The 13,730-nt window shown below is 69.8% G+C and carries 13 protein-coding genes and 1 tRNA gene; 5 read left to right on the top strand and 9 right to left on the bottom strand.

Going from position 1 to position 13,730, the window contains the following annotated elements; genetic code table 11:
• The first annotated feature begins 2 nt into the window (after positions 1–2).
• Together ACFYYN_RS00680 and ACFYYN_RS00685 are read left to right on the top strand one after the other, a co-directional pair.
• A complete protein-coding gene (locus ACFYYN_RS00680; RefSeq protein ID WP_500544184.1) occupies positions 3–1,493 on the top strand; it encodes a class E sortase in 1,491 nt (496 codons plus the stop codon).
• Positions 1,494–1,563: 70 nt separating this feature from the next.
• Positions 1,564–2,250: a class E sortase gene (locus ACFYYN_RS00685; RefSeq protein WP_499516889.1), complete on the top strand. Its 687-nt coding sequence runs from the start codon at positions 1,564–1,566 to the stop codon at positions 2,248–2,250.
• A 93-nt stretch (positions 2,251–2,343) separates the two neighbouring features.
• Here ACFYYN_RS00685 and pknB read toward each other — a convergent pair whose 3' ends face one another.
• The 6 genes from pknB to ACFYYN_RS00715 all read right to left on the bottom strand — a co-directional run bounded on the left by pknB (position 2,344) and on the right by ACFYYN_RS00715 (position 10,346).
• Positions 2,344–4,335: a Stk1 family PASTA domain-containing Ser/Thr kinase gene (gene pknB, locus ACFYYN_RS00690; protein ID WP_500544185.1), complete on the bottom strand. Its 1,992-nt coding sequence runs from the start codon at positions 4,333–4,335 to the stop codon at positions 2,344–2,346.
• Positions 4,336–4,486: 151 nt separating this feature from the next.
• Positions 4,487–5,950: a peptidoglycan D,D-transpeptidase FtsI family protein gene (locus tag ACFYYN_RS00695; protein WP_500333367.1), complete on the bottom strand. Its 1,464-nt coding sequence runs from the start codon at positions 5,948–5,950 to the stop codon at positions 4,487–4,489.
• Complete coding sequence (locus tag ACFYYN_RS00700; RefSeq protein ID WP_499512868.1) at positions 5,947–7,335, bottom strand: FtsW/RodA/SpoVE family cell cycle protein; 1,389 nt, start codon at positions 7,333–7,335, stop codon at positions 5,947–5,949. Before ACFYYN_RS00700 ends, ACFYYN_RS00695 begins: the two co-directional genes overlap by 4 nt.
• Positions 7,336–7,360: 25 nt before the next feature.
• Positions 7,361–8,911, bottom strand: coding sequence for a PP2C family protein-serine/threonine phosphatase (locus ACFYYN_RS00705; protein WP_500331631.1), 1,551 nt, complete (start codon positions 8,909–8,911; stop codon positions 7,361–7,363).
• Between the two features lie 57 nt (positions 8,912–8,968).
• The gene (locus tag ACFYYN_RS00710; protein ID WP_499512867.1) at positions 8,969–9,490 is read right to left on the bottom strand and encodes an FHA domain-containing protein; all 522 of its coding nucleotides are present in this window, start codon (positions 9,488–9,490) and stop codon (positions 8,969–8,971) included.
• Between the two features lie 10 nt (positions 9,491–9,500).
• Positions 9,501–10,346 carry an FHA domain-containing protein gene (locus ACFYYN_RS00715; protein WP_500331610.1) on the bottom strand — a complete coding sequence of 282 codons (846 nt, stop codon included), beginning with the start codon at positions 10,344–10,346 and terminating at the stop codon, positions 9,501–9,503.
• Positions 10,347–10,710: 364 nt separating this feature from the next.
• On the opposite strand from ACFYYN_RS00715, the gene ACFYYN_RS00720 reads away from it, so the two are divergent.
• A tRNA-Leu gene (locus tag ACFYYN_RS00720) sits at positions 10,711–10,794 on the top strand.
• Positions 10,795–10,994: 200 nt separating this feature from the next.
• Here the strand turns inward: ACFYYN_RS00720 and ACFYYN_RS00725 are convergent.
• Both ACFYYN_RS00725 and ACFYYN_RS00730 read right to left on the bottom strand, forming a co-directional pair.
• Positions 10,995–11,606: a hypothetical protein gene (locus ACFYYN_RS00725; protein WP_500544186.1), complete on the bottom strand. Its 612-nt coding sequence runs from the start codon at positions 11,604–11,606 to the stop codon at positions 10,995–10,997.
• Positions 11,607–11,876: 270 nt separating this feature from the next.
• The gene (locus ACFYYN_RS00730; RefSeq protein ID WP_500544187.1) at positions 11,877–12,005 is read right to left on the bottom strand and encodes a hypothetical protein; all 129 of its coding nucleotides are present in this window, start codon (positions 12,003–12,005) and stop codon (positions 11,877–11,879) included.
• Between the two features lie 6 nt (positions 12,006–12,011).
• Here ACFYYN_RS00730 and ACFYYN_RS00735 point away from each other — a divergent pair, with 6 nt between their 5' ends.
• Positions 12,012–12,356, top strand: a complete 345-nt coding sequence (locus tag ACFYYN_RS00735) for an FG-GAP repeat protein (RefSeq protein ID WP_500544188.1) — start codon at positions 12,012–12,014, stop codon at positions 12,354–12,356.
• A gap of 22 nt (positions 12,357–12,378) precedes the next feature.
• On the opposite strand, the gene ACFYYN_RS00740 is transcribed toward ACFYYN_RS00735, so the two are convergent.
• Positions 12,379–12,900, bottom strand: a complete 522-nt coding sequence (locus tag ACFYYN_RS00740; protein WP_499512863.1) for a MarR family winged helix-turn-helix transcriptional regulator — start codon at positions 12,898–12,900, stop codon at positions 12,379–12,381.
• A 160-nt stretch (positions 12,901–13,060) separates the two neighbouring features.
• On the opposite strand from ACFYYN_RS00740, the gene ACFYYN_RS00745 reads away from it, so the two are divergent.
• Entirely contained in the window at positions 13,061–13,636 is a 576-nt protein-coding gene (locus tag ACFYYN_RS00745) for a TerD family protein (protein WP_500544189.1), read from the top strand.
• Positions 13,637–13,730 lie beyond the last annotated feature (94 nt).

The following is a 13,730-nucleotide window of genomic DNA, read 5'->3' on the forward strand; positions in this document are numbered from 1 at the left end:
GCGTGACCGCGCATCGGCACTTCGGTGACACCGCCGAATTCGCCGCCGTGGTGGAGCAGTTGGCCGACCCGCTCAACGACCCGCTGCCCAGCACCGGGCGCCGCGCGGCCCGCCCCGCCCAGGAGTCCGGCACGGACTCCGGCACTAACTCCGGCGCGGAGCCCGCCGCGGCGCCACCTGCGCCGTCCCCCACGACGCCGGCTGCGCCGCCGCCCGCGACCGCGCAGCCGGTCACCCCCCAGGCCGCGGTGCCGGGCCAGCAGGTGTACGAGCAGGGACAGGGACAAGGGCAGGAGCAGGCGTACTACGGGTCCACGAGACCCGCCTACGAGCCGCAGCCGGCCGACCCATGGCCGTCCCGGCCGTCGTCCGCGCCTGGCCCCGAGGAGCCGCCCGAGCCGCGCCCCCGGCACGGAGGGCCGCCCGAGCAGCCGTACGCCGAGGGGTTCAGGGCCGTCCGGCGTCCGCTCACCGACGCGGAGCGTGCCGCCGCGCGCCGCCGGGTCGCGGGCGCGCCCGGCGACACCATGGCGATGCCCGTGGTGACCGGGGCCGAGCCGGAACGCGAGCCGGAGCAGGACCGGGAGGAGATCCCGCAGCCGCCCTCCGGCGTCCCGGCGCCCGAGGGCGGCGGACGTGCCGCCCGCCGGAAAGCGGCCCAGGAGGCCGCACGACGCGGTGGCAGGGGACGGAGGCGTTCCGGTACCCCCGAGGCCCCCCAGGCCGCCACAGGGGCCGTCACGGCCCCCATGGCGTCGACACCGGCCGCACCCAGGTCCCGCATGGAGGCCCGGCGCGCCGCGCGCGCGGCCAAGGAGAGCCCCGCGGTGATCGCCAGCCGGGTGGCCGGCGAGGTGTTCATCACCCTGGGCGTGCTGATGCTGCTCTTCGTCACCTACCAGCTGTGGTGGACCAACGTCCTCGCCCACCAGCAGGCCGGCGGCGCCGCCAACAACCTGCAGAAGCAGTGGCAAGGCGAGAAGGACCCGGCCCGCGACCCCGGCGCCTTCTCGCCCGGGCAGGGCTTCGCGATCATGTACATCCCGAAGCTGGACGTGAAGGCGCCCATCGCCGAGGGCGTCGACAAGCACAAGGTGCTCGACAAGGGCATGATCGGCCACTACTCCGGCGACCTGGAGACGGCCATGCCCTGGGACAAGCAGGGCAACTTCGCCCTCGCCGCCCACCGCAACAGCCACGGCGAACCGTTCCGCTACGTCAACAAACTGGTGGCGGGGGACAAGGTCGTGGTCGAGACGGAGAGCACGTACTACACGTACGAGATCACGAGCACGCTGCCCTCGACCCCGCCCTCCAACATCTCGGTGATCAAGCCGGTCCCCGACGGATCCGGCTTCACCAAGCCCGGCCGCTACATCACACTGACCACGTGCACACCGGAGTTCACCAGCAAGTTCCGGTTGATCGTCTGGGGCAAGATGGTCGAGGAATGGCCGCGCAGCAAGGGCAAGCCGCCCGCCTTGGTCGGCTGAGCCAGGTACGGACGTACAAGGATCGGGGCAAGTGGTGACGACCACCCAGCACGACCGCGCCCGGGAAGCCGTGCCCGACCGGCACCGGCTCTCGTGGTTCGCCGCCACCGTCAGCCTGATCGGTGAACTCCTCATCACCGCGGGCGTGATCCTCGGGCTCTTCGTCGTCTACTCCCTTTGGTGGACCAACGTCCTCGCCGACCGCGCCGCCAAGCACGAGGGCGACGCCATCAGGCGCCAGTGGGCCGACAGCGCCCCGGGCAAGCTCGACACCAAGGGCGGCATCGGCTTCCTCCACGTCCCCGCCATGGGCAGGAACTACGAGGTCCTGGTGAAGAAGGGCACCTCCACGAAGGTGCTCAACGAGGGTGTCGCCGGTTACTACACCGAGCCCGTCGAGTCCGCCATGCCCGGGGACAAGCAGGGCAACTTCACGCTCGCCGCGCACCGCGACGGCCACGGCGCCAAGTTCCACAACATCGACAAGATCAAGAACGGCGACCCGGTCGTCTTCGAGAACCGCGACACCTGGTACGTCTACAAGGTCTACAAGGTGCTCCCCGAGACCTCGAAGTACAACGTCGAGGTGATCGACCAGATCCCGAAGGAGAGCGGCAAGAAGAAGGCCGGCCGCTACCTCACGCTCACCACCTGCACCCCGGTCTACACCTCGCGCGACCGCTACATCGTGTGGGCCGAACTCGTCCGTACCCAGAAGGTGGACGCGAAGCGGACGCCTCCGGCGGAGCTGGGCTGACGCGCAGGAGGCGCCCGCACGGGCAGGGGACGCAAACGGAAGGGGCCGCGGACGTGATGTCCGCGGCCCCTTCCGTTTCCGGTGCTGTCGGCGTCAGCCGCCGTTGCCTCCGTTGATGAAGCCTCCGCCGCCGTTGTTCCCGCCGTTCGGGTCCCGGGCGAAGATCGTCAGGGTGTCACCCGGCTTCATCTGGGTGCCCTGCTGCGGGACCTGGCCCTGGACGATGGCGTTCCCGTCCTGCGACGAGCCGGGCGCGAACTGCAGCGTCACGCCGAATTCCTGCGCGATGCCGCTGACCTGCGTGACCGTCATGTTCTGCAGGTTGGGGATCGCGTTGGTGGACGGCGGCTTGGCGACGAACAGGGTGACCGAGTCACCGGCCTTGAGCTTGCTGCCGCCGCGCGGGTTCTGCTCGACGACCTTGCCTTGCTGCTGGTCCGCCGACTCGCGGTCCTGCGTGGTGACCTTGAGGCCCTGGTCCTCCAGGGTCTTCTTGGCCTGCTCCACGTCCTGACCGGTCACGTCGAGGACCACGACTTCTTCGGGCGCCACGGCCACGGTGAGCGTGATCGTCGAACCCTTGTCCCGCTTCGCGCCGCTCTTGGGGTCCTGCTTGAGGACCGTGCCCTCCTCCTCGTTGGAGGTCTTGGACTGCTTGTCGACCTCGAAGCCCTTTTCCTTCAGCTCCGCCTCGGCGTCCTCGAAGGAGTCACCGGTGACGTCCGGGACCTCGATCTTCTCTGCGCCCTTGGAGAGCTGCAGGGTGACGCTCTGGTCCTTGGGGATCTTGCTGTCGGCCTCGGCCGACTGCTGGCAGACGTGGTCCTTGGGCTGGTCGGCGCAGAACATCGCCTCACCGAAGGTGATGGTGATCCCGCCGTTCGAGGCCCGGTCCTGGGCCTCGGACTTGGTGTCGCCGACGAACTGCGGGACGGACACCGTGTCGTTGCCGCTGCCGTTCCCGGAGAACAGCGCCTTGCCCATGAAGATCGCGCCGATCAGGACCAGGACGGCGGCGACGACCAGCAGGATCGTGGACGTGTTGCTCTTCTTCGGCTTGCGCCGGCCGTTGCCCTGGGGCTGGTCGTAGCCGTAGCCGCCGTCGTCCTCGCGCATGGGCGGCAGCATCGAGGTGCCGGCGTCCTGCTGGGGCGGGAGGGCCGTGGTGGGGGCGTCGTTGCCGTAGCCCCCGTAGCCGCCGCCGTTGTAGCCGACGGCGCCCAGGGCGACCGTGGCGGCGACGGGCTGGCCGTCGAGGCAGGCCTCGATGTCGGCGCGCATCTCGTCGGCGGACTGGTACCGGTAGTCCGGGTCCTTGGTCAGCGCCTTGAGCACGATGGCGTCCATCGAGGGCGTGACCTCGGGGTCGTAGACGCTCGGCGGCTGCGGCTCCTCGCGCACGTGCTGGTACGCCACCGCGACCGGGGAGTCGCCGACGAAGGGCGGCCGCACGGTGAGCAGCTCGTAGAGCAGGCAGCCGGCGGAGTACAGGTCGGAGCGCGCGTCGACGGTCTCGCCCTTGGCCTGCTCCGGGGAGAGGTACTGGGCGGTGCCGATCACGGCCGCGGTCTGCGTCATGGTCATGCCGGAGTCGCCCATGGCGCGGGCGATGCCGAAGTCCATGACCTTGACCTGGCCGTTCCGGGTCAGCATCACGTTCGCGGGCTTGATGTCGCGGTGCACGATGCCGGACCGGTGGCTGTACTCCAGGGCCTGGAGGATGCCGATGGTCATCTCCAGCGAACGCTCCGGCAGGAGCTTCCGCCCGGAGTGGAGCAGCTCACGCAGGGTGGAGCCGTCCACGTACTCCATGACGATGTACGGGATGGAGACCCCGTCGACGTAGTCCTCGCCGGTGTCGTAGACCGCGACGATCGACGGGTGGTTCAGCGAGGCGGCCGACTGGGCCTCACGGCGGAACCGGGCCTGGAAGGACGGATCGCGGGCGAGGTCCACCCGGAGCGTCTTCACGGCGACGGTGCGGCCGAGCCGGGTGTCATGGGCGATGTACACCTCGGCCATGCCACCGCGGCCGAGCACCGAGCCCAGCTCGTACCGGCCGCCGAGGCGACGCGGCTCTTCCATAGCGCTTGCCCTTCCTAAACCGTCCGTGTGGCTGCTCGGGCATACCGTACCCGCCGCCGCGTGCCGATCCCGGCCCTCGCCGGTAGCCGATACACGACCGGTACCGCGACGTGCGACATAGCGCACATCCATGGATACGGTGTGACCGGCATCACTTGTTCAGCACGGCCTCCATGACGCTCTTGGCGATCGGCGCGGCGAAGCCGCCACCGGAGATGTCGCCGCGGTTCGCGCTGGCGTCCTCGACCACGACGGCGACGGCCACCGGGGAGCCGCTGTCCGTCTTCGCGTATGAGATGAACCATGCGTAAGGCTTCTCACTGTTGTCGACGCCGTGCTGGGCGGTACCGGTCTTGCCACCGACCGTGACGCCCGGGATCTGGGCGTTGGTGCCGGTGCCCGACTGCACGACGGTCTCCATCATCTGCTGGAGCTTCTGCGCGTTCTCCGCGCTGAGCGGCTGCGAGAGCTCCTCGGGGCTGACGCTGTCCACGAGCTTGTTGTTCGAGCCGCGGAGCTCGCTCACCATGTACGGCTTCATCAGCTTGCCGTCGTTGGCGATCGCCGAGGCCACCATCGCCATCTGCAGCGGGGTGGCGGCGGTCTCGAACTGGCCGATGGACGACAGCGCCGTCTGGGGCCTGTCCATCTTGGTGGAGAAGTTGCTGGCCGCCACGCGGACCGGGACGAACTGCTCCTCGTTGAAGCCGAACTTCTCGGCCTCCTCGACCATCTTGTCGCGGCCGAGGGTCGCACCGAGCTTGCCGAAGACGGAGTTGCACGAGACCCGCAGCGCCTCCCGCAGGGAGACGTTCTTGCAGGCGATGCCGCCCTCGTTCTTCAGTTCCTGGTTGTTGGTGTCCGGGAGGATGTACGGCACCTCGGAGTCGGTCGGCTCGTCGATGTCGTCGTACAGCCCGTCCTGCAGCGCCGCGGCCGCCGTGACGACCTTGAACGTGGAGCCCGGCGGGTAGGTCTGCCGCAGCGCCCGGTTCAGCATCGGGTCGTCGGGGTTGTTCTTCTTCTGCAGGGCGTTCCAGGCCTCGCTGTCCTTCTGCGAGTTGCCGGCGAAGGAGGAGGGGTCGTACGAGGGCGTGCTCGCCAGGGCCAGGATGGCCCCGGTCTTCGGGTTGATGGCCGCGACCGCGCCCTTCTTGTTGCCCAGGCCCTCGAAGGCCGCCTTCTGGGCGGCGCCGTTGAGGGTCGTGACGACGTCGCCGCCCTGCTTCTGCCTGCCGGACAGCACGTCGACGGTGCGGGTGAAGAAGAGCCGGTCGTCGTCACCGGTGAGGATCTTGTCCTCGACGCCCTGGAGCAGGGTCGTCCCGAAGGCCTGCGAGGCGTAGCCGGTGACCGGCGCCCACATCTTCCCGTTCTTGAAGGTGGCCTTGTACCTGAAGTCGCTGCCCGTGGTCTCGGTGTGGCCGGTGATCGCCTTGCCGTCGACGAGTATGTCGCCGCGCGGCGTCGCGTACTGGTTGATCGTGACCCGTCGGTTGTTCGCGTCGTTCTTGAGCTCGTCGGCCTGCACGAACTGGATGTAGTTCACCCTGACGAGCAGGGCGAGCACGAGCAGTCCGCAGAAGATGGCGACTCGGCGCAGGGGCTTGTTCACTGGGTCCGCACCACCTGGGTCGGTTCGGCGTCGGGGGACGAGGCGGGGGTCGGCGCCGGTCGGCGCGCGGTGTCGCTGATTCTCAGCAGGATGGCCACCAGGGCCCAGTTGGCGATCACCGAGGAACCGCCCTGTGCCAGGAACGGCATGGTCATGCCGGTCAGCGGGATGAGCCCGGTGACACCGCCGGCCACGACGAACACCTGGAGCGCGAAGGCCCCGGACAGGCCGATCGCCAGCAGCTTGCCGAAGGGGTCACGGGCGGCCAGCGCGGTGCGGGCGCCGCGCTCCACCAGGAGTGCGTAGAGCAGCAGGATGCCCATCAGGCCCGCCAGGCCCAGTTCCTCCCCGACGGTGGCCAGGATGTAGTCGCTCTTGGCCGCGAAGCCGATGAGCCGGGAGTAACCCTGGCCGAGACCCGATCCGAACAGGCCACCGGAGCCGAAGGCCCACATGGCCTGCGCGGGCTGGCTGGCGCCCTGGCCGGCCTCGACGGTGCGGAACGGGTTGAGCCAGTCCTCCACCCGGCTGTGGACGTGCGACTCGAAGCTGCCGACGACCACCGCGCCGCCCACGGACAGCAGCAGACCGAACACGATCCAGCTGGTGCGCTCGGTGGCGACGTAGAGCATGATCACGAAGAGGCCGAAGAAGAGCAGCGAGGTGCCCAGGTCGGTCTCGAAGACCAGGATGAGGATGCTGAGGGCCCAGATCACCAGGATCGGGCCGAGGTCACGGCCGCGGGGCAGGTACATCCCCATGAAGCGGCGGCTGGCGAGCGCGAGCGCATCCCGCTTGACCATCAGGTAGCCCGCGAAGAACACCGCGATGATGATCTTCACGAACTCACCGGGCTGGATGGACATGCCCGCGATGGTGATCCAGATCCGCGCGCCGTAGACCGGCGGGAAGAACACCGGGAGGATCAGCAGGACCAGCGCCACGACCATCGAGATGTAGGTGTAGCGCTGCAGGATGCGGTGGTCCTTGAGGAAGACCAGGACGCCGAGGAAGAGCGCGACGCCCAGCGTCGACCACATCAGCTGCGTCGGCGCGGAGGAACCGCCGGGGAGCGTGGGCTCCTGGTCCAGCCGCCAGATGAACACCAGGCCCATGCCGTTCAGCAGGGTGGCGATCGGCAGCATCAGGGGGTCCGCGTAGGGGGCGAACTTGCGGACGACCAGGTGCGCGACGAGGGCGATGGCGCCGAGGCCGAGGCCGTACGCGAGCATGCCGGCGGGCAGGGTGCCCTTCTTCGCCAGCCCGACGTTCGCGTACGCGAAGACCGGGATCAGGACCGCGAAGACCAGGAGCGCGAGCTCCGTGTTGCGGCGGCTCGGTGCGCCGACGGATGTGATGGTCGTGGTGTTCGTGACAACGCTCATGCTGGACTGACGCCCCTCCTGCTCACTAGCTGCCGCTGGGGCACTGTTGGGCCAGCGACTGGTCCTCGTCGGAGAGGGTGGGGCTGGTCGACGGGCTGCTGGAGGGGGTCGTGCCGGGCTTGGGGGAGCTGGACGCGTCGGGGGACGGGCTGCCGGTGGTCTTGCCGGTGGCGGTGTCCGCGCCCTTCTGCGCGTCCTTCTTGGCCTTCTCCGCCGCGGCGGCCTTGGACTTGTCGATGGCTTCCTTGGTCTGGCAGACCTTCGCCTGGTGCTCGAGCTCGTCCGCGGTCCGGCGCGCGTCGCCGAGTCCGCTGGCGGCGATCGTGGCCGTGACGTACTTGCGCTGGTTCTGCGGTAGGTACTTGAGTTCGATACCGGGGCGGTCCTCGTGGACCTTCGACAGGTTGACCCAGGCCAGCTTCTGCTCGATGCCCTGGTAGATCGCCGCGTGGTCGCCCTTGACGCCGACGTAGTACTGCGTCTGGGTCCAGCGGTACGCGCCGTACAGGCCGCCGCCGATGACACCGAGGACGACCAGCAGGATCAGCGAGCGCTTGAGCCACCGGCCGCGCTTGCGGGGCTTGCTCAGCTCCTCGTCCTCGAACGCGCCGAAGCCGCCCACGGGAGCGCTGACCTGCGGGTTCCCGCTGCCGGGCGGGCCGAAGGCGCCGTCGGGGGCCGGCGGACGGCCGAGCTCGGAGGCGCGGCCGGCCGGGGTCTGCAGATGCCGCGGGTCGGACAGCGGCGAGTGGTGCCGGCTGTCGGCGACGGCGCCCACGACGACGGGGGTGTCGTGCAGCTGCACGGCGAGGGTGTCGCCGTCGTCGATGTCCAGGACGTCGGCGACGATGCAGGTGATGTTGTCGGGGCCGCCGCCGCGCAGGGCGAGCTGGATCAGCTCCTGCACGGTCTCGGCGGGCGCCTGGTACCCGGCGAGGGTGTCCTCGAGGGTCTGGTGGCTGACGACGCCGGACAGGCCGTCGGAGCAGATCAGGTAGCGGTCGCCGGCCCGGACCTCGCGGACCGACAGGTCGGGCTCGACCTGGCCGCGGCCGTCCAGGGCGCGCATCAGCAGCGAGCGCTGCGGGTGCGTGCCGGCCTCCTCCTCGGTGATCCGGCCCTCGTCGACGAGCCGCTGCACCCAGGTGTGGTCCTGGGTGATCTGGGTGAGCACACCGTCGCGCAGCAGGTACGCACGGGAGTCGCCGACGTGCACCAGGCCGAGCCGCTGGCCGGTCCAGAGCAGGGCGGTGAGCGTGGTGCCCATGCCCTCCAGCTGGGGGTCCTCCTCGACCATGACGCGCAGCTGGTCGTTGGCCCGCTGTACGGCGGTGGCGAGGGAGGTGAGGATGTCCGAGCCGGGGATGTCGTCGTCGAGGGGGACGAGGGTGGAGATCACCTCGGAGGAGGCGACCTCACCGGCGGCCTGGCCGCCCATGCCGTCGGCGATGGCGAGCAGCCGCGGGCCGGCGTAGCCGGAGTCCTCGTTGCCCTCCCGGATCATTCCCTTGTGAGAGCCGGCGGCGAAGCGCAGCGACAGAGTCATGCGCACCTCGCCCGTCGGCTCCGGGTACATCCGCACGCTGCCCACCCTCTCGCTCGCGCTCGCTGGCTGTGCTCGCCCATTGTGCGACTACTTCCGCAGCTCGATGACGGTCTTGCCGATGCGGATCGGGGCACCGAGCGGGATCGGGGTCGGCGTGGTGAGCCGGTTCCGGTCCATGAAGGTGCCGTTGGTGGATCCCAGGTCCTCGACGATCCAGTTGCCGTCGCGGTCCGGGTAGATCCTGGCATGGCGGCTGGACGCGTAGTCGTCGTCGAGCACGATCGTGGAATCGTGGGCCCGGCCCAGGGTGATCGTCTGCCCCTGGAGCGCGACCGTGGTGCCCGCGAGCGAGCCCTCGGAGACCACCAGCTTGGTGGGGGCACCGCGCCGGGCCCGGTTGTTGTTGTTCTGCTGCTGGCGGCCCTGCGCGGGCTGCGCCTGCTGGCGCTGCTGCGGCGGGCGGGACTGGGCCTCGCGGCGCCCGGCCGCGCGCTGGGTCACCCGCGTGCCGAACAGGTCGCTGCGGATGACCTGCACGGCCACGATGACGAACAGCCACAGTACGGCGAGGAAACCCAACCGCATGACCGTCAGGGTCAGCTCTGACATTGCCCCCGCTTCACCCTTCGGCTTGCCGGTACACGATGGTGGTACTGCCCACGACGATCCGTGAACCGTCGCGGAGCGTAGCGCGCTGGGTGTGCTGTCCGTCCACCACGATGCCGTTCGTCGACCCGAGGTCCACGACCGTCGAGGGCGATCCCGCCCTGATCTCGCAGTGGCGGCGGGACACACCGGGGTCGTCGACCCGGACGTCGGCCTCGGTGCTGCGGCCGAGCACGAGGGTCGGACGGGAGATCTGGTGGCGCGTGCCGTTGATCTCGATCCAGCGGCGTACGTTCATGCCGGCGCCACCGGGGGCCGTGGGGCCGCTTCCGGGGAGCCTGGTGACCGGCGCGGCGCCGGGCGGCGGACCGGCCGGCATCGGCGGCGGGCCCGCGGGGCGCTGCGGGGCCTGCGGCGGGTAGCCGTAGCCACCACGGCCGGCGGGGGGCTGTTGCTGCTGCTGGTACTGCTGCTGTTGCGACTCGCTGGACGCGAGGGTGCGGCTGCGCACCCGGTACAGGCCGGTGTCGAGGTCGTCGGCCTTCTCCAGGTTCACCTTGATGTTGCCCATGAAGGTGTAGCGCTGCTGCTTGGCGTAGTCGCGCACCATGCCGGCGAGCTCCTCGCCGAGCTGGACGGCGTACGGGCTCAGCCGCTCGTAGTCGGAGGTGCTGAGCTCGACGATGAAGTCGTTGGGGACCACGGTGCGGTCCCGGTTCCAGATCGTCGCGTTGTTGTCGCACTCGCGCTGCAGGGCACCCGCGATCTCCACGGGCTGTACCTCGGACTTGAACACCTTGGCGAAGGTGCCGTTCACGAAGCCCTCGAGACGCTGCTCGAACTTCTTGAGTACTCCCACGGTGCACCTCCCTCCTCGAGGTCCTGCGGTTGCGCACGGCGGTCCGCCGTGGTCCTCCGGTCCGATCCTTCCGGTACTGCTTACTGATCGTATCCACGCACTGGGAAAACCGCTGGTTCCCCGATGGGTCCCACGGGACCGGTGTCAACAGTGCCATGGTCCGCGGCCGCTCCCCCACAGGGATGGTAGAGGCGGCTCATGCCAGTGTCCCGCAACAGAGGACGGTTCCCCTCGCTCGGGGGTGCCCGGAAACGGATGTGATTCCACCCTGAGCAGCGTGCTAATGTTCTCCGTGTCGGAAGGGGCTGACGCACCGGACGGGGAAGACCCCAAGGTGTGAACGGATCCGGAAGACAACACCCATGCGCGGGTGGCGGAATAGGCAGACGCGCTGGATTCAGGTTCCAGTGCCCGAAAGGGCGTGGGGGTTCAACTCCCCCCTCGCGCACACAGGAGTACCGACGAAACGGGCTCCGGACAGTGACGAAAGTCGCAGTCTGGGGCCCGTTTCTCGTGTTGATCAACGGGTCGGCCCGCTGGCTCGGCTTGTCGCCGCATCCTTCACACGCTGGAGCCCTCTCGCTGGCCATGAGCGGTCAGCGAGAGGGCTCTTTCGTATGGGTGATGTTCACCTGTGAGGCGCGTCACTCAAGTGGCGGGTGTCAGGTGGCCGGTTGGCGTCCAGGTACCAAGGGGCTTCGTCTTGCGTCTGCGGTTGGTGCGCCTGATGGGGCGTTGCCCGCCGAGTGCCAGGCTGTCCAGCCAGGTCGTGATCTTTCGCCGGTTGGCATGGGCGAGCTGGAAGACCAAGAGGATGGTCTGGGCGGCGAGCCCGCGGATGGGCCGGGATCGTGAGGATTCGATGGTCTCGGCGAGTGGGCTCTTGGCGAACCCGTTGAAGCCTTCGATGCTGTTGCGGAGGCGGAAGTAGATCTTCTGCCACTGCTCGTCGCCGTAGTCCAGGGCCTGCCAGTGCTTGGCCCCTTCTTCTGGGGCGAGTGTGATGGCGCGCTGGCGGCTGACCTTGACAGGCCCGGTCGGACCGGGTTGTGGGTCGACCAGCGGGAGTTCGGAGTTGTTGGAGGCGCGGTCGTCGGCCAGGTAGCCGGGCGTGTAGCCGCGCTCCCGGAGGCGACGGATGGTCTTCGGCCCGTTGTACGCGGGGCACTCTCCCGGCTTGGCCAGGCAACTCGGTGCTGCCGTAGGGGCGGTTCGCGGTTGCGGCGGAGAGCCCGGCAGGGGCGCCGGTGCGGCATTCACCGCCGAAGAGGATCTCGCGTAGGCGCAAGAGACGGGTGCGGTAGTTGCCCCGGGTGCCTTTTCCCACTTGGGGACAGCCAACAGCGATGAACCGTTCGATGACCTTGCGAGACGGCCAGATCTCCGCTGACGCAGGCAGGCCCTCGCCGCGGCAGAAGGGCGCGAGCTGAGCGAGGGCGGTCAGCAGTTCCCGCAACCTCGGAGAAGGAATGGGCACCATCAGCCTGCCCACCGCCCTGGGGGGCCTCCCACGGGTGCGACCCGCGGTCTTCACGAGACGGCGATGACCCCCACCGCCGCCGAGCCGGTCTTCGCGCGCAGGAGGACGTCGTAGAGGTACCGGTCACCGTCGCGCGGCGCCACGACCGCCCGCGCCCCGGTCGGCAGCGCCCGGGACACGGCCTCGTGCCGCTCCCCTGGCGCCGACCCGCTGACGGCCACATCCCGGGCAAGAGGACGGGCGCGCTCGGTTCCGGCTCGTACGCGCTGTCCCAGGAGACCCCGTCGGTGCCCGGCACGTCGGAGCCCGCTGACGGGTTCGGCACCACACTGGCGCTCGGCGACCTCAACAAGGACGGTCACCCCGATGTGATCGTCGGCGGCGAGGGCGAGGACCGCTCCCGCGGCGCGGCGTGGGTCCTGCCCGGCACGTCCACCCGGCCCACCGGCAAGGGCAGTGTGGAGCTGACCGCCGCGAAGCTCGGGCTGGCCGGGGATCTCCCGCAGGTCGGCGGCTTCCAGCCGTCCTGACCGCCGCACGCCGGCGGGAGGGTCACCAGCCGGCGTGATGTGCGTCGCGCTCGCCGACGGGGGGCTCGCCGCCGGCCTCGGCGAAGGCCTGGAGGGCCTGGACGAGGTGGCGGCGTTGTCCTGCGGGCATCGCGTCGACGATGCGGGCGATCTCGGCCCGGCGGCGCTCCGTGACGTCGTTCACGGTGCGCCGCCCGGTCGCGGTCAGCGAGATGACGGTCGTGCGCCGGTCGGTGGGGGAGGCGTCGCGCGTGACCATGTCGATCGCCACCAGGCGGTCCAGCATGCGCAGCGCCGTGGAGGGCTGGACGCCCAGTTCGGCGGCGAGCTGCGAGAGGTTCAGCGCCCCGTGCGTCTCGAGGACGACCAGCATGCGCAGTTGCGGCAGGGTCAGTGCCTCCTCCACCGCGGCGAGCGAGCGGGCGGAGACCGCGACGAGGAGCCGGGACGCCGTCAGCAGGGCGCCGACCATTTCCTCTGCGGTGCTCCCGGGGTCGTCGGCGCCGGAGGGGGAGTCGGACGGAGCGCGGGAGCCGGTGGCCATGGGTCCTTTCTACCGTTCCCACGCCCGTCGTACGGGCGTGTACGGCACTCAGGTGAACGGGTGCGGCGCCGGGAACCCGCGGCCCCGGAGAGCCGTTGAGCGATTGGGCAAAGGAATCGTCAAGGGGCGCGGCCCGCGCCGGAATGAGCAGGGAGATCCCATGGGTGTCAGCCTTTCCAAGGGCGGCAATGTCTCGCTGACGAAGGAGGCCCCGGGACTGACCGCGGTCACCGTCGGTCTGGGCTGGGACGTCCGTACGACCACCGGCACCGACTTCGACCTCGACGCGAGCGCGCTCCTGGTCAACGCCGAGAGCAAGGTGGTCTCGGACAAGCACTTCGTGTTCTTCAACAACCTGAAGAGCCCGGAGGGCTCGGTGGAGCACACCGGCGACAACCTCACCGGCGAGGGCGAGGGTGACGACGAGCAGGTGAAGGTGAACCTGGCCACCGTGCCGGCCGAGGTCGAGAAGATCGTCTTCCCGGTGTCGATCTACGACGCCGAGACCCGCCAGCAGTCGTTCGGCCAGGTCCGCAACGCCTTCATCCGTGTGGTGAACCAGGCCGACAACAACGAGCTCGCCCGCTACGACCTCTCCGAGGACGCCTCGACCGAGACGGCGATGGTCTTCGGCGAGCTGTACCGCAACGGCGCCGAGTGGAAGTTCCGCGCCGTCGGCCAGGGGTACGCCTCGGGCCTGCGCGGCATCGCGCAGGACTTCGGCGTCAACCTGTGAGCGTGCGGTAGCCGTACGCCCGGGCGGCCGGGCACGTACGACGGAGGGGCCGCGTGGCGCACGCCACGCGGCCCCTCCGTGCGTCGGGGCGGGC

The organism is Streptomyces sp. NPDC001902 (assembly GCF_042891295.1).
Lineage (GTDB): Bacteria > Actinomycetota > Actinomycetes > Streptomycetales > Streptomycetaceae > Actinacidiphila.